This is a genomic window from Blautia sp. HA9023 (genome assembly GCF_056504095.1).
Map to the genome: position 1 here is coordinate 413,900 of NZ_JBWLUR010000006.1, position 22,828 is coordinate 436,727.

19 protein-coding genes, 1 pseudogene and 1 riboswitch are annotated in these 22,828 nt (G+C 45.4%); of the genes and pseudogenes, 2 read left to right on the top strand and 18 right to left on the bottom strand.

The genetic code is table 11. From position 1 onward, the window contains the following. Positions 1–91 precede the first annotated feature (91 nt). From AC04Q6_RS06020 to AC04Q6_RS06055, 8 genes are all read right to left on the bottom strand, one after another. Positions 92–2,194, bottom strand: a complete 2,103-nt coding sequence (locus AC04Q6_RS06020; protein WP_118070915.1) for an acetate--CoA ligase family protein — start codon at positions 2,192–2,194, stop codon at positions 92–94. Between the two features lie 20 nt (positions 2,195–2,214). Beyond that, positions 2,215–2,754: a 2-oxoacid:acceptor oxidoreductase family protein gene (locus tag AC04Q6_RS06025; protein WP_021975821.1), complete on the bottom strand. Its 540-nt coding sequence runs from the start codon at positions 2,752–2,754 to the stop codon at positions 2,215–2,217. A gap of 3 nt (positions 2,755–2,757) precedes the next feature. Further along, positions 2,758–3,495 (bottom strand): thiamine pyrophosphate-dependent enzyme, encoded by a 738-nt coding sequence (locus AC04Q6_RS06030; RefSeq protein ID WP_021975822.1) that lies wholly within the window; start codon positions 3,493–3,495, stop codon positions 2,758–2,760. A 1-nt stretch (position 3,496) separates the two neighbouring features. Continuing rightward, positions 3,497–4,549, bottom strand: coding sequence for a 3-methyl-2-oxobutanoate dehydrogenase subunit VorB (vorB, locus tag AC04Q6_RS06035; protein ID WP_021975823.1), 1,053 nt, complete (start codon positions 4,547–4,549; stop codon positions 3,497–3,499). A gap of 12 nt (positions 4,550–4,561) precedes the next feature. Continuing rightward, positions 4,562–4,774, bottom strand: coding sequence for a 4Fe-4S binding protein (locus AC04Q6_RS06040; RefSeq protein ID WP_118061818.1), 213 nt, complete (start codon positions 4,772–4,774; stop codon positions 4,562–4,564). Between the two features lie 13 nt (positions 4,775–4,787). Then, entirely contained in the window at positions 4,788–6,035 is a 1,248-nt protein-coding gene (locus AC04Q6_RS06045; protein WP_178706094.1) for an MFS transporter, read from the bottom strand. A gap of 102 nt (positions 6,036–6,137) precedes the next feature. Next, a complete protein-coding gene (locus AC04Q6_RS06050) occupies positions 6,138–7,310 on the bottom strand; it encodes a Glu/Leu/Phe/Val family dehydrogenase (protein WP_021975826.1) in 1,173 nt (390 codons plus the stop codon). A gap of 218 nt (positions 7,311–7,528) precedes the next feature. Beyond that, the gene (locus AC04Q6_RS06055) at positions 7,529–8,287 is read right to left on the bottom strand and encodes an IclR family transcriptional regulator (RefSeq protein ID WP_021975827.1); all 759 of its coding nucleotides are present in this window, start codon (positions 8,285–8,287) and stop codon (positions 7,529–7,531) included. Positions 8,288–8,632: 345 nt separating this feature from the next. Here AC04Q6_RS06055 and AC04Q6_RS06060 point away from each other — a divergent pair, with 345 nt between their 5' ends. Next, complete coding sequence (locus AC04Q6_RS06060) at positions 8,633–9,154, top strand: hypothetical protein (RefSeq protein WP_119248235.1); 522 nt, start codon at positions 8,633–8,635, stop codon at positions 9,152–9,154. A gap of 448 nt (positions 9,155–9,602) precedes the next feature. Here the strand turns inward: AC04Q6_RS06060 and AC04Q6_RS06065 are convergent, their stop codons facing one another. Then, entirely contained in the window at positions 9,603–10,214 is a 612-nt protein-coding gene (locus AC04Q6_RS06065; RefSeq protein ID WP_118070910.1) for an NUDIX hydrolase, read from the bottom strand. Positions 10,215–10,397: 183 nt separating this feature from the next. On the opposite strand from AC04Q6_RS06065, the gene AC04Q6_RS06070 reads away from it, so the two are divergent. Then, the gene (locus tag AC04Q6_RS06070) at positions 10,398–11,786 is read left to right on the top strand and encodes an MATE family efflux transporter (RefSeq protein WP_242997082.1); all 1,389 of its coding nucleotides are present in this window, start codon (positions 10,398–10,400) and stop codon (positions 11,784–11,786) included. Between the two features lie 195 nt (positions 11,787–11,981). Here the strand turns inward: AC04Q6_RS06070 and AC04Q6_RS06075 are convergent, their stop codons facing one another. From AC04Q6_RS06075 to AC04Q6_RS06115, 9 genes and pseudogenes are all read right to left on the bottom strand, one after another. Then, on the bottom strand, positions 11,982–12,617 hold the full coding sequence (locus AC04Q6_RS06075) for an ECF transporter S component (RefSeq protein WP_118070909.1): 636 nt from the start codon (positions 12,615–12,617) through the stop codon (positions 11,982–11,984). Positions 12,618–12,748: 131 nt separating this feature from the next. Then, a riboswitch (FMN riboswitch) is annotated at positions 12,749–12,866 on the bottom strand. Positions 12,867–12,930: 64 nt separating this feature from the next. Then, positions 12,931–14,236 (bottom strand): annotated as a pseudogene (gene thiC / locus AC04Q6_RS06080) (phosphomethylpyrimidine synthase ThiC). 606 nt (positions 14,237–14,842) lie between these two features. After that, a complete protein-coding gene (locus AC04Q6_RS06085; RefSeq protein WP_118070908.1) occupies positions 14,843–15,553 on the bottom strand; it encodes a PPC domain-containing protein in 711 nt (236 codons plus the stop codon). 139 nt (positions 15,554–15,692) lie between these two features. Further along, complete coding sequence (locus AC04Q6_RS06090) at positions 15,693–16,694, bottom strand: bile acid:sodium symporter family protein (RefSeq protein WP_118070907.1); 1,002 nt, start codon at positions 16,692–16,694, stop codon at positions 15,693–15,695. A 3-nt stretch (positions 16,695–16,697) separates the two neighbouring features. Then, complete coding sequence (gene panC, locus AC04Q6_RS06095) at positions 16,698–17,537, bottom strand: pantoate--beta-alanine ligase (RefSeq protein ID WP_021977422.1); 840 nt, start codon at positions 17,535–17,537, stop codon at positions 16,698–16,700. Between the two features lie 123 nt (positions 17,538–17,660). Continuing rightward, positions 17,661–18,053 carry an aspartate 1-decarboxylase gene (panD, locus tag AC04Q6_RS06100; protein WP_021977421.1) on the bottom strand — a complete coding sequence of 131 codons (393 nt, stop codon included), beginning with the start codon at positions 18,051–18,053 and terminating at the stop codon, positions 17,661–17,663. A gap of 368 nt (positions 18,054–18,421) precedes the next feature. Then, a complete protein-coding gene (locus tag AC04Q6_RS06105) occupies positions 18,422–19,324 on the bottom strand; it encodes a ribokinase (protein ID WP_174087921.1) in 903 nt (300 codons plus the stop codon). A 138-nt stretch (positions 19,325–19,462) separates the two neighbouring features. Beyond that, on the bottom strand, positions 19,463–20,326 hold the full coding sequence (locus tag AC04Q6_RS06110) for a mechanosensitive ion channel family protein (protein ID WP_021977419.1): 864 nt from the start codon (positions 20,324–20,326) through the stop codon (positions 19,463–19,465). A 297-nt stretch (positions 20,327–20,623) separates the two neighbouring features. Then, the gene (locus AC04Q6_RS06115; protein ID WP_118070906.1) at positions 20,624–22,780 is read right to left on the bottom strand and encodes a Tex family protein; all 2,157 of its coding nucleotides are present in this window, start codon (positions 22,778–22,780) and stop codon (positions 20,624–20,626) included. Between the last annotated feature and the right edge of the window lie 48 nt (positions 22,781–22,828).

Consider the following 22,828-nt stretch of genomic DNA (forward strand, 5'->3'; position numbering starts at 1 on the left):
TTATCCAGGTTGTCTCTCGATAGCTTCTTCTGATACATATCCAGAGTGAAGAAGGGCATTGACTGTGAATGCCCCTCTTCCTGTTCCATAATTATTTTACATGTTTTACGATCAGTGCATCGGCAACGCCTACACCTTCGCCTTCCGGATATACAAACAGTGGATTGATATCCAGCTCTTTCAGAGTATCTTTATTTGCGTTGGCGTATCTGCTGATTCCCGCGATGGTTTTGCACAATGCCGGAATATCGCATTTTGCGTTTCCTCTGTAGCCGTTGAGGAGTTTGTAGGATTTCAGTGATTTCAGCATATCCAGAGCTTCCTCTTCACACAGTGGAGCCGGATATAAAGCCACATCTTTAAATACCTCTACAAACACACCGCCCATTCCTACCATGATCATAGGACCAAACTGTGGATCGTTGTTTACTCCGATGATCATTTCCACGCCAGGTTTCAGCATGGGAACCATAAGGATTCCGTTGATCTTCGCATCCGGTCTCGCGCCCGTTACATTATTCATGATCTCCTCATAAGCTTTTACAGCTGCTTCTTTTCCACGGATATTGAGTTTTACACCGCCAACATCACTCTTATGCAGGATGTCTGCGGATTCTACTTTCATAGCCAGCGAGCAATCAGCACTTTCTGCAAACGCAGCTGCTTCTTCCACTGTTTTTGCAATGACTTCTTTTGGAATATCTACGCCAAAATCTGCAAGTTCCATCTTGCTGTCATGCTCAGACAGTGCAAAGGTCTCCTTGCCAACTGGTGCTCCGGCAGAAAGTTCCAGTGTTTTTCCTTCGGAAGTATAGGAAATAAAATCAGCCAGATGCCGGAGAATCTTAAATGCATATACCGGAGGAGGGAGAATCGGCACTCCGATCTTGAAGAGTTTTTCCTGGTATTCCGGGTTTCTGGTGTTTTCTGCAAACGGTATCATGGCAATCGGTTTGCAGTTCTTGCCTTTTTCCCGTACAACTTTTTCAATTCCCTGATACATATAGTGAATCGCAGGATCTGCCACTTCAAGAAGCAGAGTATAGCCGATCAGTACCATCTCAATATTTGGATCATCCATGACTGTACGCAATGCTTCTGCATACAGATCTGCATCGTAGGAAAGACTGGCTGTCATATCCAGCGGATTATTCGGAGATGCATAGGATGGAAGCTGTTCTTTCAGTTTTGCAAGAGTTTCCGGTGCAAAATCCGGATATTCGATTCCGTTAAGACTTCCTACATCCGCACAGATTCCGGTCTCGCCTCCGGAAAGGTTCATGGATGCAAAAACAGCCTTCTTCGGATAACGATTCAGTGTGGCAAGCATCAGTGAAGTGGCAATCAGTTCTTCCAGATCATCCACACGGATCGCTCCGAATTTTTTCAGAACTGCATCAAAGGATGCATCGGAACCTGAGAGACTTCCTGTATGGGAAGCTGCGATTGCTCCGCCTTTGGCACTTCTTCCTGCTTTGAGAATGACTACAGGTTTCTTTTTCGCAGCTGCTTTTTTCAGAACATCTGCAAATTTTGCCGCATTTTTTACACCCTCGATATAAACACTGACAACTTTTGTATCTTCATCTTCTACAAGGAAGTCCATATAGTCTTCCATCTGGACAATCTTTCCGTTTCCGGCTGAAATACTGTAGGAAAAACGCATTCCGGGATCATCCATCATGGAAAGGCACAGCTGGCCGCTCTGTGAAACAACGCCAACACTTCCTTTTCGGTCTCTCTTCGCAGAAATAAAAGCGAAAGCCTGCACATTATCAATGTAATTTACAAATCCGGCACAATTTGGTCCCATGACTGCAATGTCCAGTTCTTTTGCTGCTGCGATCAGTTCCGCCTCATTTTTCCTGCCTTCATCTGTTCCGATCTCGCCATATCCGCTGGCAAAAACAACGGCTCCGCCAACACCCTTGGCTGCTCCTTCTTTCAGAAGCGGAATGACTGTTTTCTGTGAAGTACAGATCACCATCATATCAATGGTATCCGGTATATCGGAAATACTCTTATAGCAGGGAACTCCAAATACACTTTCTCTTTTCGGATGTACAAAGTATACTCTGCTCATGTCTTCTACATAGCTGAGAGTATTACGGCATACATCTCCACCAAAACCTTCTTTTTCACTTGCGCCGATAACAGCAACTGATTTTGGTTTTAACAACTTGGTAAGATTCATATATCAGTCACCTCCTGATCTTATTTACCGGCTACTCCTCTTCGATAGCAAGCTACATTTTTCTCATTGTATTTACCTTTTCCTTTTTTTTCAAAGAAAGAAACGATAGCGGATTCCATATATTCTACTGAGAACAGGTCGCTGTTGGCAGCCAGTGCTCCAAGCATGACAAGGTTCGCACCTTTTGGATTTCTGACTTCTGCCGCAATGTCTGTTGCAGGAATTTTTATAATTTTAATATCGTCTCTGTATTTACGGTCTTCCGGAACAATAGAGGAATTTACCAGAAGGAGTCCGCCTGGTTTTAATCTCTCTTCAAATTTGTCAATGGCAGGGGTATTCATGGTAAAAAGAATATCCGGATGTTTGGAGATCGGGCTGGCGATCAGCTTTTCGCTAACTTTTACTGTACAGTTTGCGGTACCGCCACGCATCTCGGAACCATAGGAAGGATAAAACAGTACGTTTTTGTCCTGTTCCATTCCTGCATTTATCAGAAGCATACCGGCAGTGAGGACACCCTGTCCGCCGAATCCCGCGCAAATAATTTCTTTTCCCATAATCTATGCCTCCTCTTTCTTATCCTTGAACTCTCCCAGCGGGAAGTATTTGATCATCTCGTTTTTGATACGTTCCACACTCTTTACCGGAGTCATATTCAGGTTTGTCGGACATGGAGAAAGAAGTTCCACAAGGCAGAAGCCTTCTCCTTTCATGTGCTTTTCAAAAGCTTTTCTGATGTATTTCTTGGATTGCATCATTCCTTTGGCATCTGCCATGGAGCCTCTTGCGAGGTATGCAATATCAAATCCTGTAAATGCCTGTTCTACACGGAATGGCATTCCAGCTTTTTTCGGATCTTTTCCTCTCGGAGTGGAGGTTGTGATCTGCCCTGGCAGAGAGGTCGGTGCGCACTGTCCACCTGTCATACCGTAGAGGCTGTTATTGATAACGATGGTTACCACATTGTCATTTCGGATTGCAGTGTGCATGGTCTCAGCCATTCCGATGGAATACGCCGCACCATCACCGATATATGCCATGACCGGATTTTCCGGACGGATCTTTTTTACACCGACAGCCGTTGCGATGGGACGTCCATGTGCTGCCATAATGGTATCAAATCTCCAGGAATCAATATTTAAAGAACCACAGGCAACGTCAACGATTGCCAAGAGTTTTTCACTTAAACCCATCTCTTCCATAACTTCTGCGATCAGGCGGACAGCCAGTCCATGCCCACAGCCCGGACAGAAACCGCTCTGTGTAAATGTAATTGTTTCAGGAGCTACTAATCTCATGTTATGCTTCCCCCTTTTTCAACATTTCTTTTGCTTTTGCAATGATTCCGTCAGATTCCGGAATTTCGAAGATCGATCCATAATGATCTACCGGATATCTACCGCCTGTTGCAAGTTTTACATCGTCTACCATCTGTCCGAGGATATTCATCTCTACGGTAAGAAATGCCTTTGCTTCTTTTGCCTGTTCAAAAGCTTTCACAGGAAACGGCCACAGTGTGATCGGACGGATCAGGCCCAGTTTAAAGCCTTCTTCTCTTGCGATCTCAACCGCCTCTCTGCAGACTCTGGAACTGATTCCATATGCTACCAGAACAACTTCTGCATCCTCAACCTGAATGCATTCGTATCTCTGTTCTCTCTGTTCCATCTCTGCATATTTATTGGAAAGGTAAGTTTCATAATCTGGATGTGTATAGTAAACATTCTGGATCTTTCTCTGCTCATCGCCTTTTTTACAGCCTTTGATCGTCCAGTCATATTTATTGATATCGTGCTCAATAAATTTCGGAATCTCCACTGCTTCGATCATCTGTCCGATCGCAGCGTCAGAAGCGATCAGTACCGGATGACGGTATTTCTCAGCAAGATCAAATGCTTCTGCCATCATATCTGCATTTTCCTGAACGGATGCCGGCGCAAGAACCAGTGTGTGGTAATCGCCGTGGCCGCCGCCTCTGGTAAGCTGCCAGTAGTCTCCCTGACCCTGTGCGATATCGCCAAGACCGGTTCCGATTCTCATTACATCAACGATAACTGCCGGAAGGTCTGCTGCTACAAGGTATGAAATTCCTTCCTGTTTCAGGGAAAATCCAGGGCCTGATGAAGTTGTCAGTGCACGTGCCCCGGCTGCCGCTGCTCCAAGAACCATGTTGATACCTGCAAGCTCGGATTCAGCCTGAATAAAAGTTCCGCCTACATCTTCCATTCTCCAGGATAAATACTCCAGGATCTCTGTCTGCGGGGTGATCGGATATCCACTGTAAAAACGGCATCCTGCTGCCAGTGCAGCTTCGGCCAGTGCTTCATTTCCTTTTAACAATACCTTAGCCATAACTGACCTCCTTCATCTTATTTCGAATACATAATCCGGACATACACGGTAACACATACCACATGCCACACATTTCGTTTCATCTACCTGAACTGTATTGTAACCTTTTTCATTTACAAAATCGGATACACTGAGTGCATCCTGTGGACATGCGTTGATACAATATCCGCAGCCCTTGCATCTCTTTGGATTCATATATAATTTTTCTTTATTTTCTTTTCCCATAATCGAACCCTCTCTATATAGCCTGTTCTCTGTTTTTCTTTCCAAGACGGTAAATAGTGAAAGCCAGTACCGCACCGATAATACCTGTTATCATCAGGAATGTAAAAATATAGTTATATCCCGCTGCTCCGTGCTGATCCATCCATTTTCCAAAAATAACGGAATAAATGGAATCTGGCAGGTAACCAATGATTGAAGCAATTCCTATTGTAGTTCCCGTCATCATTCTCGGGATTCCCGCCTCACTGACTGTGGAGAATACAACGCCGTACATCATCATTGCAAATGCACCCGGGATCAGTGTGTAAAGGCTTGCTGCCATTGGACTGATATCCGATGGAAGGATCATTACAATACCAAACAGCGCTGCTAGGATCAAAAATGCTGTCATCAGCCATTTACAGGTTGATTTGAACACTTTATCCGCAAGGATTCCACCTACCGGTGCAAGCAGAAGCAGAAGATAATTTCTGATAATGGAAATCAGGCCGGAACTTTCCGGGGATACTCCGATCACTTCTGTAAGGAACGGATTAAAATAAGAAGTACTTGTGTAATATCCATATCCACAGAAAATCGTAAGGGCAACCACCCATACAACCGGCATCTTTAAAAGTTTACCCAGATCTGAGAGCTGGAACTTCGGTTCTCCGTCATCTGCTGCGGATGCGTCTTTTTTGTCCTCTTTCATAAGGAAAATAAGAATGATACCTGCAACTGCCGCAACACTTCCACCGCTTATTACGGCGCGTACAAAACCAGATGACATATCATTGCCTGCTGTTTTGTATACATTTAATGCGAAAGTATTGGTCAGGGCACCTGTGATACCATTACATGCATAATACAGTCCGTACATAAATCCCTGTTCTTCTTCTGTTCCGATAATACGGATTGCTTTCATCAGAGAGGACCAGAATACAAATGCAGTACTGAAGGACAGTCCCAGCCAGATCACCATGGCTACTGCAAAATTCATAGAAAACGCATAAATATATGCCAGCGCCGTTGTACTGAGAAGTGAGATTACCAGTGCCTTCTTCGGTGATACCTTATCCGCAATGATACCTCCTGGAATATACAAGATCATATTTCCGATTGTATACATTGTCAGCATAAGTCCTGACTGTGTATTGGTGATTCCCATAGTTGAAATCTGCGCATCATAAAATACATACTTTATATATGGTAAAAAGTAGATCGAGCCGCCTGCAAGCCCCAGCGCAATAATGGTAAGATACTTTCTTAATTTCGAATTCATACAACCCCCCCTGACCCTGTCTTCTTTGAAAAAAGGATGCCCCATCACGGGGCATCCCCTTAATCGGTTCTCAATACTGGTACTTTATCAGTTATTCATCCATCACATATCCGGTGTGTCGGATTTGTCAGGAGTAAACAGTCTTCTTGCTACATCTCTTGTGAACTCGCCTGTCTTCGCGGATTCTTCAAATACAACTTTTGTCTGTTTGCGGATCAGATCTACGGTATCTTTTACGATCGCTGCAGCTGCATCTTCATCGCTCATGTTCTCAATCTTAACAATACGGAAGATAACTGCCTCGTAAATACGGATTCCACCAAGGTTGGAGATGAAGTCTACGGCTACGTCGATGCCTTTCCTGCGAAGGATCTCATCTGCTTCCGGTGTTGTCGGAATATTGGCTGCCTCTACGATAAGAGATGCTTTGATCTTATCTGCGTTATCTTTATTGATAACATCTTCCAGAGCTGCCGGAATGAGGATATCACATTCCTGGCTGAGCCATTCGGAGTTCGGAAGTACTTCATAATTATCTTCAAAAGCTTCTTTATTTAATTCACCCTTCGGAAGTCTGGTTGCTACCAGTTTCGGAATATCAAGGCCATCTTTGCAATAAACAAGTCCATTTACATCTGCGATACCAACAACTTTATATCCCATCTTATTCAGAGAGTTTACACAGCTGGCACCAACACATCCAAATCCCTGGATAACAACGGAGGCGCCTTCCTTTCCGCCTTTAAGCTTCCAGGCTTCATCTGCTGCTGCCGCAACACCGTAACCGGTGATCATGTCATACATCTTGAATCCATCGTAGGTAAGCTCTTTCTCTGCTCTGTCATGGTTTAAGATGCCCTGATGAATATCCGGATCTTCTTTCATAGCCTTTGTCTGAGGAATTCCGATTCCCAGATCATCAAGAATACGAAGAACTACAGAATAATCAACACCAAGGTCGCCGCCAATGGAAACACCAGCTTTAATATAAGGAGCTGTAGCTGTGAGGAATCTGCGAAGAACATCCTCAGCATCCGGAGCCTTGTAATCATAAGCGATACCGGCTTTACATCCGCCAGTTGTCAGAGATTCACAGGCTTTATATTTATATCCCATGGTTGTTGCAAGACGGATAACTTCTTCCTTGGTTACTGTAGGATGCATTCTTGTACCGCCGCCACAGTAATGCCCTACAAAGTTATATGCACACATCCATCCTTTTGCATCTGTCTCTGTGTCGTTCCATTCCACTACTACATAAGGTTTGTTTGCCATTTGAAAATCCTCCTTTAGCTTTACGTTCGTTCTTTATTATGGAACGTTGTTCTCAATATATTTTATTTTTTAACCCGGTCTGAGTACCGGGTTTCATTTCTATTGTTCTTTATTAGAGAACCACGTTCTTTATTTCGTGATTTAACTATAGCACTGTTGGTATATTTTTTCAATAACAAACTTTCATTTTTTTATTTTTTGTGCAATTTTCATATATATTACAAAAGTTTTTGTATCTTTCGCGCACTGGTCTTCAGAATTTCCGCATATTTCTGAATATTTTCTTTATTCATCCTCAGAGACGGAGCGCTGATACTTAAAGCACCCTCCGCTTCCCCTTCATGATTAAGAAGAGCCACGCCTACACATTTCACACCAAACATAACTTCCATATCATCCACTGCATATCCACGCTCCCGAACCATCCGGATCTCCTCATCCAGTTCTCTCCGGTCTGTGATCGTGTACTCTGTAAAAGCTTCCAGTTCCTCCGGAATATGCTTCTCCCTGTCCTCTTCGGACATAGTCGCCAGAACTGCTTTTCCAACACTTGTACAGTACATCTTTGAGCACTCACCGGTTACAGATTTTGTTACAAGCCTCTGGTTCTCCGGAGAAACCGCCTCCAGATACAGCATATCCTCACCCTTCGGCACAGCCAGATAAACCAGTTCCTGCACCTCATTTGCGATCTCACGCATAACCGGCACAGCAATCTTCGTAATATCAAGATTTTCACGAAATGCCCGGCTCAGCATCATAACCTCCGGACCCAGCCGGAATTTCCCAGACTCCGGATCCTGCACCAGATACTCCATAGCAGTAAACGTAACCAGGATATTATGAACATTACTCTTATACAGACCCAGCTTCTCACTGATCTCCGTTACACCCAGGGGCTGCTTCACAGCAAAACAGTTCAGGATTTCCAATGCCTTCTGTAAGCTCTTAACTTTAATCTCTCCATTGTTCTCCATTTATCAATTCCCCATTTCTCTGCCCGACAGCCAAGCCCGGACCCAACCGGAATCCGGTCCCGCGCACTCCTGGCCGCTGCAGTTTTTATAATAAAATTATCTCTTAAATTCATAAAACCTGTCAATAGATTTCATAAAAAAAGAACATAAATATCCTAAAATGACGTGAAAAACGTAAAAAAACGCCTGATATTTTCTGCACATATTCGTTAATCATATATCTTTTTCCATAAATTGCCTTTGTATTTTACGGTTTTTTATTGATTTATGCACAATTCAGACTTATAATAAAAGATACAAAAAAGAGCGAAAACAATATAAAAATACAATTCTGGAGGGAACCTTATGAACGAAGAACTTTTTAATGAAGCATCAAAATCCAACATCCTGTCAAAACAGCTGGTCGATCAACTTCAGGAAAGCATGACCTACAGCAGCATCTCCTTCATCAATTGGACCATCGAAGTCCTCAAGCTCCTGAAAGCCCGCATCGAACGCGGCGACAAGATCAAAGATGAGACCACCGGCGTGATCTACGATCTCTACACCTTCCGCCAATTTGTAGAAACCAACTTCTCCACCTACATCACTGGCCAGGTCTTCAACACCTCCATCCGGTCCCAGAAAGTCTACTTCACCCTGGAAGCCTGCCCAGGCGGCTACAACCTCCTCATGGCAGACTCCGGCAACGAAAAAACCTACCGCTGGATCTCCAGCTTAAGCAAACGCTTCTCCCTGGTAGAAATGATCGCCACAGGAATCGTCTACATCAAGGACACCCGAACCGACACCTACCAGCCATTCATCTCCGAAAACGGCAAATACTGCAAATACAACAAAGACCTGGGAAAACTCACAGAGCTCTGATCAAAACGGGGAATCCGCAACCGCAGATTCCCCGTTTCCCCCAACCATCCAGCGCAGCGCCGATGACCCATTCCCCTCTTCAAGCCACAGGGAATCTCAGCCTTTCCTCCCAGCCATCCAGCGCAGCGCCGATGGCTCATCCAACTCCCGTCATACCACCCCACTAGCAACACTCCCCACGAGATTTAACACGTCTCACGGCCAATGCACAGCCAGTGAGGGGCTTCTTTCCAGGCTGACTCTGCAGGAGGGGAGCTGATTCTTAGGTGGCGGAAATCTGCGTTGCTTCAAAAAATCTCGCTGTTTGAGCGGCTTCAGACGCGAGTTCGAGATTTTTTGAAGCGCTTTTAGCAGAATTCCGGCACCTTAGAAGCCAGCCCCCGACGAAGCCCCAGCCTGGAAAGAAGCCCCTCACTGGCGTCCCCTTCCGCCATATAACTACCTCCGTTTAAATCTCCCCAAGAAATCCAAACACCTCCTCATCCTCAAGAAAATGCATCAGCATATAAGCACACATGATCGCAACCCTCTCCTCCTTCAAGATCCTCCTGACCTCATCCCGGTCCGCGATCACAACCTCGATCTCCTCACTATCCTCCTGAGCAGCCTTACTAACCTCACCACTGGCATACCCATAAACCGTAGCACAGGATTCATCCGTCATCCCTATCGTCGTAAAATAAGGCTTCTCAAAAGCCTCCGCAACCTTGATCGGCTCCAGCTTCAACCCGGTCTCCTCAAACATCTCACGCACAGCACCCTCATGGAAATCCTCCCCAGGCTCCACAAGCCCCGCCGGAAACTCATAAATATATCCGCCGATCGTATACCGATACTGACGGATCAGCACAACCTTATCCCGCTTCTCTCCATAAACACTGTAAATGATCACCCCATCCGGATGATTCTCCCCCGTAGAAAGCTTCAAATCCTCCACACACTTCGCCCTGGAGGCCACAAAATAAGAAACCGGCGTATCATGTACACTGGTCGCATCCACCCCATAAAGATTCACAAACTTATTATCTGTAAGTTTTTTCACACTGTTGATCTTACCCATCTGAAAAGCTCCTTCCCGAAAATTTTTTCTAAAAACATTTTATCCCATCCAAAACCAAAGGTCAATTTTTTATACTTACACTCACTTCACAATAGTGCTATAATAAATACCCTGCTATAAAATTTAAAATTTACTTATTACATTACCAAACAGCTACTGTAGACAAGAAAGAAGGAAAAAACATTGAAAAACCAGACCAATGCTGCCCAGGCCGAAAACCCTCTGGGAACCGCCCCTGTAGGCAGCCTGATCACCAAATTCGCCATTCCCGCCATCATCAGCATGCTAGTCAGCGCTCTGTACAATATCGTTGACCAGATCTTTATCGGACAGGGCGTAGGAATGCTTGGAAACGCCGCCACAAACATCGCATTTCCCGTAACCATTATCTCTACTGCTGCTGCATTGCTCCTGGGAATCGGCAGCGCCTCCAATTACAACCTGGAAATGGGCGCAGGAAACGAAAAAAAAGCCAGCTCCATTGCAGGAACCGGACTCTCCACGCTGATAATCTCCGGTACGATACTCTCTGTCATTGTCCTTCTGTTCCTGAAGCCACTTCTTCATTTTTTCGGCGGAACACCGGACGTCATGCCCTATGCCATTGATTACATAGGGATCACCGCCATTGGACTTCCCTTTTATGTTTTAAGCACAGGCGGCAACCACCTGATCCGAGCAGACAGGAGTCCTACCTATTCCATGGCCTGCATCCTGGCCGGTGCCGCCATCAACACCATCCTGGACCCGCTTTTCATCTTTGGATTCGGCTGGGGCATCAAAGGTGCAGCCTGGGCAACCGTGATCGGCCAGATCGTATCCGGACTTCTGATCATCTTTTATTTTTCCAGACTCCGGAAAATGTACCTGGACCACTCCATGCTGATTCCTAAGGCACGCAATCTGTCTGCCATTTTTTCTCTGGGAATGGCATCCTGTATCAATCAGGTTGCCATTGCTGCAGTGCAGATCGTCATGAACAATACACTTCGCCATTACGGAGCACTCTCCGCCTACGGGAGTGATATTCCAATCGCCTGTGCAGGGATCATTTCCAAAGTCAATCAGGTATTTATGGCCATCTGCATCGGAATCTCCCAGGGTTCCCAGCCCATCTGGGGCTTTAACTACGGTGCCGAAAAATACAGCCGTGTACGTCAGACATACCGTTATTCCGTGGCCTTATGTACTGTGATCGCAACCGTATTTTTTATCTGTTTCCAGTTCTTCCCTCACCAGATCGTAAGCATCTTCGGAAACGGAAGCGACCTGTACTTTCAGTTTGCGGAAAAATATCTCCGGATCTTCATGCTGATGACCTTTGCCAACGGGATCCAGCCTATGTCTGCCGGATTTTTTACCTCCATGGGAAAGGCCAGACTCGGTGTGATCATGTCACTCACAAGGCAGGTCTTCTTCCTGCTGCCACTGATCGTCATCTTTCCGTTCTTCTTCGGAATCGATGGTGTCATGTATGCGGGACCGATTGCAGATACCTCCGCCTTCGTATTGGCTGTTGTCTTTGCCAGACGTGAACTCGGGATCATGAAAGCCGCAGAACAGACCGCCTGATGTTCTGCAACACCATAAATCCGGACATATAAAACAGACATCACAACCTGCATACATCTGTAATATATAAAAAATGCCATGTAACCTTACTGCCCATCAGCAGTTAAATTACATGGCATTTTTCACATCCTCAGATATTCATCCGAAGACATTATTTCCTGATCTTCTCTGTCATCTTCCGATAACTGCTTACGATCAGTCACCCTTCAGTACAACACGGATCTTCTTATAAATTACAAATACGATCAGAGATGTCAGTGCATATTTAAAAATATTAAACGGAGCAATGATCAGCAGTGCAAAGGTAAGCAGTCCGTTTACGGAGCTGTGTACTGCACTTCCCATCTGGATAAAGGTCTCGATTGGCATTCCAAACGCCTTACCGTAAGCCGGAAGCAATACAAAGGCATTGACAAAGCATGCAAGGATCGCTGTCAGGACTGTTCCTGCTGCCATACCTGCAACTGCATGTACTCTGCTCTTTTTGTGACGGAAACGGTAGATCAGGCCGGCCGGTACCACATAGGCACATCCAAACAGGAAGTTGGCAACATCACCAACACCGGCAGTCATGGTTCCCTTGGTCACAAGATGTACGAGAATCTTCACAAGCTCGATCAGAATACCTGCCACAGGTCCCATGGCAAAAGTTCCTACCATAACCGGTACCTCGGAAAAATCAAGCTGATAAAAAGACGGTGCAAGAAACGGAATCGGAAACTCCAGATTCATCAGTACTCCTGCCACAGCACCCAGCATGGCTACCTGTGCGATCGTCCTTGTTCTGCTCCTTTCCACGGCATTTCCTCTCTGCAATACCTGTTCACTCATAATTCTCTCTCCTTCTTTAGAAATATTCAAAGAAAATTTCTACAAGAAATCTTTATACGAAAAAATATTTCCTCACATAAAAAGCCCCGGGAACTTCTTCCCGGGGCACTGAGCACGTTCATGAAATACTGCGCGTTCTTCTCTCATCCAGACTTTACTGTCGGTTCCGGAATTTCACCAGATCAGCCGCCGAAGCGGGTCGCGGACTATACCGCCGGTAGGGAATTGCACCCTGCCCCGAAGAAATTTTCTTTTATGAGTTCATTATAACTCACTCTTTTTTCAATTACAAGCCTTAATTTTTCGCTTTTCCTTACAGGATATCGATATGCTCTCCGGCAAGTGCTTTGTTCATGCTTCGTACTGCACAGAATTTACCACACATGGAGCAGGTATCTTCATGTTCCGGCTTACGTTCGTTCCAGATACGTTTCGCTGTTTCCGGATCCATGGCACACTCCCACTGTGCCTCCCAGTCGAGCTTTCTTCTGGCATCTGCCATCTTGTCATCGATCTCACGGGCCCCACGGACACCCTTGGCAATATCTGCCGCATGAGCAGCGATCTTGGATGCCATGATTCCCTGTTTTACATCCTCAAGGTTCGGAAGTGCAAGATGCTCTGCCGGTGTCACATAGCAGAGGAATGCAGCTCCGGACATGGCAGCTACCGCGCCGCCAATTGCAGATGTGATGTGATCATATCCCGGTGCAACATCTGTTACGATCGGTCCTAATACATAGAACGGTGCACCCTGACAGATAGACTGCTGCACTTTCATATTAGCCTCAACCTGATCGAGCGGCACATTGTCCCGGTCCCTCAACCATAACCTGGACATCTTTTTCCCAGGCACGTTTGGTCAGCTCACCAAGACGTACAAGTTCCTCGATCTGGCATACATCTGTAGCATCCGCAAGACATCCCGGACGGCAGGCATCTCCAAGAGAAATCGTCACATCGTACTCACGGCAGATATCCAGGATCTCGTCATAGTATTCGTAGAACGGATTCTCCTCACCGGTCATGCACATCCATGCAAATACAAGGGAACCTCCTCTGGAAACGATATTCATTTTTCTCTTATGGTTACGGATCTGATCGATCGTCTTTCTTGTGATTCCGCAGTGAAGAGTTACGAAATCAACACCATCCTGTGCGTGAAGTCTTACCACATCGATAAAATCTTTGGCTGTCAGTGTGTCAAGATCTCTCTGATAATGGATAACAGAGTCATAAACCGGAACGGTTCCGATCATTGCCGGACACTCGCTTGTCAGCTTGCGGCGAAATGGAATGGTATTTCCGTGGGAAGAAAGATCCATGATCGCATGTGCTCCCATGTTGACAGCTTCCATAACTTTCTGCATCTCTACATCGTAATCCTTGCAGTCTCTGGATACACCAAGGTTTACATTGATCTTGGTGCGGAGCATGGAACCTACGCCCTCCGGATCGATACATTTGTGATTTTTATTTGCACAGATCGCCACCTTACCGGAGGCTACCAGAGGAAGCAGTTCCTCTGTTGTCATGCGTTCCTTCTTAGCTACGATTTCAAGCTCAGGTGTGATGATGCCTTTACGGGCTGCCTCCATCTGTGTACTGTAATTTCTCATGTAAAAAAATCTCCTTTCGTTTCGTATCTGGATCTGGAAAATCTGTCACTGCCGCCGGATTCCTGACTGCTATACAAGCTCGGTTCCTGGCAGATATTCGCAGGATCTTTCCGTAAACTCTTTATGTTTTATGCAGCAAAAAACCGGTTGCTGCAACGCATACGCATCACAACAACCGGCCCTTAATCTTTCGTACTTAATGAAAATCTTCTGTACTTCTGATATCTTCTGTACTCTCTGATCTTCTGTGCCTTTAAGACTCCTTCGTGCATATGTCCCTACGTTGGCATTATCCAAATCAGGTTATGGGTCAAGACATTCACAGTCTACTCTCAGCTCGCTTCAGCGGGCCCCCCTGTTTTCATATGTATGGGACGTCTCCGCCCATGTGGTTATTATAGTATACATGCCCTGATTTGTAAACTACAATTCCACATTTTATGACTTTTTCTTTCGACAAAACCTGTCATATTATCCCTGAAAATCCCCGGAATATTTTACATAAGCGTCAGGATAAACGCTCTGCGCTCCTCTCTTTATACACATTCAGCCCATTGCGGAAAACATTTATCCACAATGAGCTGAGTTTATTTTTCTATTTTGTTTTTATTTCTTTACTACTGCGCTCTTTACATAAGAAGTTGCTCCCCAGGCGTGTTCTCCATCCGTATATACCGTATATGGAGTCACTCTTACGTAATATCTTTTTCCTTTTGAGAGTTTCGTCAGAGTTTTAATTCTTACCGGTGAATAGATGGTCTTTACACCTTTACGGAAACGATAATCTGTGGAATACTGGATACGGTATCCGATGGCATATGGAACACTCTTGCAGGATACGGTCAGCTGACCGGATTTATTGCTTTTCAGAGATGTGATGCTGCCACGTGCAAGGGTAATTGATTTATCTGCGTTGAGGGTGAAATAATATTCTTTATTGTATCCGTAGATTTCCAGATAATATGTTCCGGCAGATAATGTACGGGAAGCAGTTCCTTTATATACATCTGTAGTGATGTTTTTCGTATATTTTACATTATCGCTATCCAGAAACTTTTTACCATTGCTATTATAAATGTAAAAATCAACCGTGCCTGAATATGTTGTCGCTCTTAAAGAAATGTGGGTTCTTTCTTTCAGAGTAAAACTGTAATATTTACTATACCAATGCTGGCCCCGGTATGTCTCTCCCATGGTATAATCCATCGCCTCATCTGCCATAGATGCATATACCGGCACTACACTGCTCCAGAATGTTCCCACGCAGACCATCAGGGTTAAAAGCAGCGGCATCCAACGTTTCATAAATTTTTTCATTTTCATTTCTCCTTCCCGTTTTATGATGTTTCACGCCTGTATGATACTTTATATTATAGGCTTTTCCGCTTTACCCTGTCAATTCTGTTTCACGATTTGCGGCTATATTTTACAACTCCCCTGATACTTTTTTCTTTTCTTATTTCATCTGTATGCATTCCTCTGCCGTTTCGCTGCTCCCCTTAAGCTCTGCAAGGTTTTCTGCACCTGCACGGCGGATCCCCGCAAAAATGGAACCCGCAATATTGTGCCATACACTGAAGATCGCGCCCGGAAGTGTTGCAAGCGGATTGGCTGCAAAATTAGCTGCTACCAGTGAGACAGCAAGGCCACTGTTCTGCATGCCTACCTCTATAGCTATAGCAGTTGTTCTGGAATACTCCACATGGAAGATTTTTGCAGCCAGAAATCCCAGCATCATACCACAGAAATTGTGGATCGCCACTACTCCAAGCACCAGAACTCCGCAGCTTACGATCTTTTCTGCATTTACTGCCACGATCCCTCCAATGATCATGACAATAGCCACAACCGATACCAGCGGCATAACATCCGATACCTTATCCACATGTTCTCCCGCAAGACTTCGGAGAAAGACTCCCAGAAGGACCGGGACCAGAATTACTTTTACCACAGAAAGTACCATCGCCCAGAAAGAGACTTCTACCCAGGCGCCTGCCAGAACATACACAAGAAACGGCGTCATCAGTGGCGCTGCCAGTGTGGAAACAATGGTCATTCCCACAGAAAGTGCCACATCTCCTCCTGCGATATAAGTAATTACGTTGCTGGCCGTTCCTCCCGGGCAGCAACCTACCAGGATCACTCCCAGGGCCAGATCTGCCGGAAGGTTCATCACTTTGCACAGCAGCCAGGCGATCACCGGCATAATGGTATACTGAGCCACCGCACCGATCACCACTTCCTTGGGTCTGGAAAAAATAGCCCGGAAGTCTTCCATCCGTATTGTAAGTCCCATTCCAAACATGATCACGCCCAGAAATACCGACGTATAATTCGTCATCCAGGCAAATCCATCCCGCCAGAAAAATGCCAGGCAGGAGAAAACGATGATAATGATCCCTATATATCTGGATGCAAAGCTGCTGATGGTTCCGATTTTTTTAAAGATTTTTTCCATATATTATACCTCGTAGCTGAAGTTATCGATCAGTCTTGTTTTTCCGATGTAAACAGCCATTGCTACGAGAACATCCCGGTCTGCTTTTTCAACCGGCTGCATGGTAAGTGCGTCTACCATGGAAACGTAATCAATTTTTGCAAGAGGCTCTGCTTCGATTACTGCTCTCATTTTTCCCAGAAGTTCTTCTGCGGCGATTCCTGTGTGAATGGTTTCCTGTCCCAGTTTTACTGCTTTTGACAGGCAGAGTGCTGCTTTTCTTTCCTCCTGGCTTAAATATGTATTTCTGGAGGATTTTGCAAGTCCGTCCTCCTCACGGATGATCGGGCAACCTACGATCTCAATGTCGAAGTTTAAGTCACGCACCATCTTGCGGATGATCGCCAGCTGCTGCGCGTCTTTTTGTCCGAAATATGCTCTGTCCGGTGCCACAATGTGGAACAGTTTGGTCACAACCGTGCATACACCTTTGAAATGGATCGGGCGTGTTTTTCCACAGAGTGTTTCAGACAGGGTGTCTATGCTTACAAATGCGTGGGGATCGTGATACATCTCGGAAGGTTCCGGGCAGAAGATCAGGTCTGCTCCCAGGCTTTCGCAGAGTTTGCTGTCACGCTCAAAGTCTCTCGGATAGGCTTCCAGATCTTCCGTCGGTCCAAACTGTGTTGGATTGACAAAATCCGATACTACTACGATATCGTTCTGCTCTCTGCACTTTCTGATCAGGCTTGCATGTCCTTCATGGAGAAATCCCATGGTTGGCACAAGACCTACTGTTTTTCCTTCTTTTTTCCACGCTTTAATCTGTTTTCTTGTTTCTTCTACTGTTTTTGTTACCTGCATTGTTCTCTCCTCTTTCTCGGTTCTGAACCGGTTTTCCTTATAGATTTCGAGATAGCCTCTTTTCTGAATTCACCTTCGTCTTACTTCTGTATGTGTCTTGATTTCTTCTGTTACAAAATTCTGTCAGGCCATATCTTTCAGCAGTCCGTGTTTTTCATAATTGGTCACTCTGCTGATCTTATTCTCTTCATCTACAAATACAACTGCAGGCTTGTGGGTACGTGCTTCCTCCGGATCGTACCCTGCATAAGCCATGATGATGATCTTGTCACCGGTGCTTACGCATCTTGCTGCTGCTCCGTTCAGGCAGATCATACCGCTTCCGCGTTCTCCGCAGATGGTGTATGTCTCGAAACGGCTGCCGTTGTTCACATCTACGATCTGAACTTTTTCATATTCCAGTATTCCGGCAGCTTCCAGCAATTCTTCATCCACAGTGATACTTCCCACATAATCCAGTTCCGCCTGGACAACGGTTGCTCTGTGGATCTTTCCTTTTAACATCTCTATTGTCATCTTATATAAGTCCTTTCCTGCAGGGAATGATTTTCTGTGACACAAAAAAGGCGCTCCAGGGTACACTTCGACCCTGAAACGCTTCTGATTGATTCCCTGTATATTGAGTCCTGTTTTTTGTACACGAAAAGCATGATCTTCAACAGTTTCTCAAAATTCCATAACTGTTGTAACACCTTCGTTATCATCGATACAGGCTCATATCTTTTATAATTTTATATATATCCGTCCGTTCCCGTTTCCGGATTCCGGCAGACTATTTTATATAAGATTCCAGTGATTTCAGCCAGAGTATAGTTTTGAGTCCAAATACTATCTCTGTGGGGTATTATGGCATTGTGGCACTGGTTTGTCAATAAAAACTGCTGCTATGATCTGCCACAAAGCCATTCTTCCACCGCACTGTGTACCGGAATGGAAGGTGCCGCACCTTTGGCCGAAACTGCCATCGCGGAAGCTGCCGATGCTTCTCTCAACGCTGTTTCCACTGATTTTTCCGCACAGAGTGCTGCCAGGAAATATCCGCAGAAAGTGTCTCCTGCCGCAGTTGTATCTACAGCATTTACTTTAAATATCGGATGGGAATAAAATTCTTCTTTATATCCGTAGAAAACCCCTTCTTTTCCAAGTGTCATAACAATGGCTGCCTTTGGATACTTCTTTTGAAGTGCTTTCAGAATATCCCGGAAATCCCCTTCTGTGGAAGTCCCTGCCAGAGCTGCTGCCTCCAGTTCATTTACCATAAAGATATCCACCAGTTCCAGAGGAAGTTCCTCCGGCTTCCCGGGAATCGGCGATGCATTAAAAACAACTCTGCAGCCTTTTTCATGACTGAGTCGGATAATTTCCCCAACCATATTGATCTCATTCTGCAAAAGCACAAAATCTCCGGCTTCTGCCTTTTCCAGCACATTTTTGATATATTCTTCTGTATACATACGGTTTGTTCCCGCACTGACAATAATACGGTTCTGTCCCTTACTGTTTACTTCAATAAAAGCACAGCCGCTTTCTGTATCCATGACCCGCAGACAGGAAACATCCGCACCAGCATCTGCAAGGATTTCTTTCAGAAAAAGTCCGTCACTGCCAACAGCTCCCGCATGCAGTACCTGCGCGCCCGCACGGGCAGCTGCTACTGACTGGTTCAGTCCTTTTCCGCCGGCATTGACACTATATCCCGTTGCCATAATGGTTTCTCCTGGCTGAACAAACTCTTCCACACTGCAGACTTTATCAATATTTAAAGAACCAAAATTAATAATCTTCATAATATTTGCCATCCCCCTGTTTTTTCTTATATTCTATTTTCACACAAAAAAGTCCGCAATACAAGCCACAAAAAGCCCCTTCATACAGCAGTTTTCCTACCATATAAAAGAGCTTTTTCTTCAAAAATAATTTCGTTCTTATTTATGCAGATGCACATCCAGCTGATTATAAGGAATCTCAATTCCGTAATAATCAAAATCTTCCTTAATCCGCTGGTTGAGTCTCCATCTGGTATCCCAGTAGCGGTCGGTGTCTACCCAGACACGAAAGCCCATGATCACGGAGCTTTCTGCCAGTTCGTCTACGAATACTACCATCTCTTCGTCCTCTCTGGTGTCCGGATCATCGGTGAGGATGTCTTCCAGGATTTCCTTGGCTTTCTGGATATCTGCATTGTAGGAAATTCCTACCTTGATCTCCAGTCTTCGCTGGTCTCTGGCTGTTACATTGGTAATGGTCGTATTGGAAAGCGTACCGTTGGGGATTACGATGTGCTTATTATCGATGGATAAAAGCGTTGTGTAACAGATCTCGATCTTGGATACGGTTCCCTCACTTCCATCCTGTCCGTTGACGATGATGTAATCACCTACCTGGAAAGGTTTGAACAGAAGGAGCATCATACCTCCTGCCAGGTTGGAAAGTCCGCCCTGCAGTGCAAGACCCAAAGTAACACCGGCAGTTCCAAGAAGTGCTGCCAGGGATGATTCCTTTACGCCAAAGCTTATGGATATGTTAAAGAGCAGAAGTATGTAAAGCACGATCTTGACCAGAGATGACATGAACTGTGCCACTCCTGTATCCAGTCTGGATTTTGTCAGTGATTTTCTGACAAACTTTACGATCCATTTGATCACCGTGCTTCCTACCCAAAAAGCAACGATAGCCAGGACAACCTTGATTCCAAATTTTGTGATGTCCGGAAGATAATTCTCAAACATCTGCTTATACTGGCTTACCTGACTTCCTACCTCCTGCACTGTCTGTACAGTACTGTCCAAATAAAATCCCTCCTGTCTGATCGATCACTCAATATGTACGGATCAAAATATGGTTTTCAGGGTGCATCACGTTCTCATCATCTCTTCATTGTTTATCCTGATATAAATCTTCTCTATAATCCGCATCTGGTAATATAATAATACAGCAGCGGTTTTTCCCTGTAAAACCGATTTCTCCGGTTCCATAAAGTATAGGGTATAAACCACTGCTGCATCTGTATCGCAATTCTGTTATATTTTGTCTCGTAATGCAATGCGAAGCATTCCTGTCCGCTGCGCCTTACTGAATGTTTCTCTTTATTTATTAATTCCCTTCATGGAAAGACTGATACGCTTCTTCTTCAGATCCACGCCAAGAACACGGACATCCACAATATCTCCCACGCTGACTGCTTCCAGCGGATGTTTGATAAATTTCTCACTCATCTCGGAAATATGGACCAGACCGTCCTGATGAACTCCGATATCTACAAAAGCACCGAAGTCAATAACATTGCGGACAGTTCCCTTCAGTACCATACCCTCTTTCAGGTCTTTCATATCCAGGACATCGGTACGGAGGATCGGTTTCGGCATCTCATCTCGTGGATCTCTGGCCGGTTTTTCCAGCTCTTTTACGATATCACGAAGAGTCGGCTCACCGATCTCCAACTCTTTTGCCAGTTTTCCGTAATCGCGGATCTGTCTGGAAATGCCAGTAAGTTTACGCTCTGCCACATCTTCCGGTGTGTAGCCAAGTTTTTCCAGGAGTTTTTTGGCTGCGTCGTAGCTCTCCGGATGGACACTGGTTGCATCCAGAGGATTTTTGCCCCCTGTGATCCGTGTGAAACCTGCACACTGCTCAAAAGCTTTCGGTCCCAGCTTGGCAACTTTCAGAAGTTCTCTTCTTGTCTGGAAACGGCCGTTTTCTTCACGGTAAGTAACGATATTTTTTGCGATGGTTTTGCTGATTCCGGAAATGTATTCCAAAAGGGATGCGGATGCGGTATTCAGATCCACGCCGACTTTATTAACACAGTCTTCTACAACGCCGTTCAATGCTTCGCCAAGCTTCTTTTGGTTCATGTCATGCTGATACTGGCCCACACCGATGGATTTCGGGTCGATCTTTACAAGCTCTGCCAGCGGGTCCTGAACACGTCTTGCGATGGATGCGGCACTTCTCTGTCCCACATCGAAATTCGGGAACTCTTCTGTTGCAAGCTTGCTTGCAGAATATACGGAAGCTCCTGCCTCGTTGGTGATCACATACTGAACTTTTTCCGGGATTTCCTTAAGAAGTTCCACGATGATCTGCTCGGACTCTCTGGATGCGGTTCCGTTTCCTACGGAAATCAGGGTCACGTGATATTTGCTGATGAGTTTTTTGAGGGTTTCCTTGGCTGCACGGATCTTGGTCTCGTTGGTAGGCGCTGTTGGATAGATCACTGTAGTATCCAGAACTTTTCCGGTTGGATCTACCACTGCAAGCTTACATCCCGTACGGAACGCCGGATCCCATCCAAGAACTACCTGCCCCGCAATTGGAGGCTGCATGAGAAGCTGCTCCAGGTTTTTGCCAAAGACATGGATAGCACCGTCTTCTGCTGCCTCTGTAAGGGCACTTCGGATTTCACGCTCAATGGCCGGTCCGATGAGACGTTTGTAGCTGTCCTCAATGGCTTCTTTCAGCACCGGTGTGGTATTGGGATTGTCGCGGACGATCACCTGTTTCTCCAGATAGCGGATGATCTCTTCCTCAGGTGCAAGGATCTTTACAGTGAGGAATTTCTCTTTCTCACCACGGTTCAGGGCAAGGACACGATGGCCGGCAAGCTTCTTCACCGGCTCCTCGAAATCATAATACATCTCGTATACGGACTGCTCTTTCTCATCTCTCGCAACGGAACAGATCGTTCCTTTATCCATGGTTCTTTTACGGATGCTGATACGGTAGTCTGCCTCATCAGAAATATGTTCCGCAAGGATATCCCTGGCGCCGCTGATGGCTTCTTCCACAGTTTTGACTTCTTTCTCTTCTGAAAGAAATGCTTTCGCCTCTTCCTCAAGAGGTTTCTTCGTCATCTGAAGAAGAATGATATCCGCCAGCGGTCCCAGGCCTTTTTCCCTGGCAATGATAGCTCTTGTACGGCGTTTCGGCCGATATGGGCGGTAAAGATCTTCTACCACTACAAGTGTCTGCGCTGCCTCGATCTGTTTCTTCAGTTCCGGAGTCAGCTTGCCCTGTTCCTCGATGCTTCCGAGAACCTGGGCTTTTTTGTCCTCAAGGTTTCTTAAATAGGCAAGTCTTTCGTTAAGGTTACGAAGCTGTTCGTCATTGAGTGTACCGGTTGCTTCTTTGCGGTATCTGGAAATAAAAGGAATGGTGCAGCCTTCGTCGATCAGTTTGACTGCTGCCTCGACCTGCCATTTCTCAACGTTCAATTCTCTGGTAATTACCTGAATAATATCCATTTTTATCTTTCTCCCGTTGTTTCAAATTTGCCTGAGGCTGCATTTCCC

What these genes read in the sequence shown, in the direction of transcription:
- AC04Q6_RS06050 (WP_021975826.1), bottom strand. Translation starts at nt 7,310, where the DNA reads ATGGCAAACAAACCTTATGTAGTAGTGGAATGGAACGACACAGAGACA.
- AC04Q6_RS06060 (WP_119248235.1), top strand. Translation starts at nt 8,633, where the DNA reads ATGAACGAAGAACTTTTTAATGAAGCATCAAAATCCAACATCCTGTCA.
- AC04Q6_RS06025 (WP_021975821.1), bottom strand. Translation starts at nt 2,754, where the DNA reads ATGGGAAAAGAAATTATTTGCGCGGGATTCGGCGGACAGGGTGTCCTC.
- AC04Q6_RS06065 (WP_118070910.1), bottom strand. Translation starts at nt 10,214, where the DNA reads ATGGGTAAGATCAACAGTGTGAAAAAACTTACAGATAATAAGTTTGTG.
- AC04Q6_RS06115 (WP_118070906.1), bottom strand. Translation starts at nt 22,780, where the DNA reads ATGGATATTATTCAGGTAATTACCAGAGAATTGAACGTTGAGAAATGG.
- AC04Q6_RS06105 (WP_174087921.1), bottom strand. Translation starts at nt 19,324, where the DNA reads ATGAAGATTATTAATTTTGGTTCTTTAAATATTGATAAAGTCTGCAGT.
- AC04Q6_RS06075 (WP_118070909.1), bottom strand. Translation starts at nt 12,617, where the DNA reads ATGAGTGAACAGGTATTGCAGAGAGGAAATGCCGTGGAAAGGAGCAGA.
- AC04Q6_RS06090 (WP_118070907.1), bottom strand. Translation starts at nt 16,694, where the DNA reads ATGGAAAAAATCTTTAAAAAAATCGGAACCATCAGCAGCTTTGCATCC.
- AC04Q6_RS06045 (WP_178706094.1), bottom strand. Translation starts at nt 6,035, where the DNA reads ATGAATTCGAAATTAAGAAAGTATCTTACCATTATTGCGCTGGGGCTT.
- vorB (WP_021975823.1), bottom strand. Translation starts at nt 4,549, where the DNA reads ATGGCTAAGGTATTGTTAAAAGGAAATGAAGCACTGGCCGAAGCTGCA.
- AC04Q6_RS06055 (WP_021975827.1), bottom strand. Translation starts at nt 8,287, where the DNA reads ATGGAGAACAATGGAGAGATTAAAGTTAAGAGCTTACAGAAGGCATTG.
- panD (WP_021977421.1), bottom strand. Translation starts at nt 18,053, where the DNA reads ATGACAATAGAGATGTTAAAAGGAAAGATCCACAGAGCAACCGTTGTC.
- AC04Q6_RS06040 (WP_118061818.1), bottom strand. Translation starts at nt 4,774, where the DNA reads ATGGGAAAAGAAAATAAAGAAAAATTATATATGAATCCAAAGAGATGC.
- AC04Q6_RS06020 (WP_118070915.1), bottom strand. Translation starts at nt 2,194, where the DNA reads ATGAATCTTACCAAGTTGTTAAAACCAAAATCAGTTGCTGTTATCGGC.
- AC04Q6_RS06030 (WP_021975822.1), bottom strand. Translation starts at nt 3,495, where the DNA reads ATGAGATTAGTAGCTCCTGAAACAATTACATTTACACAGAGCGGTTTC.
- panC (WP_021977422.1), bottom strand. Translation starts at nt 17,537, where the DNA reads ATGCAGGTAACAAAAACAGTAGAAGAAACAAGAAAACAGATTAAAGCG.
- AC04Q6_RS06085 (WP_118070908.1), bottom strand. Translation starts at nt 15,553, where the DNA reads ATGAAAAAATTTATGAAACGTTGGATGCCGCTGCTTTTAACCCTGATG.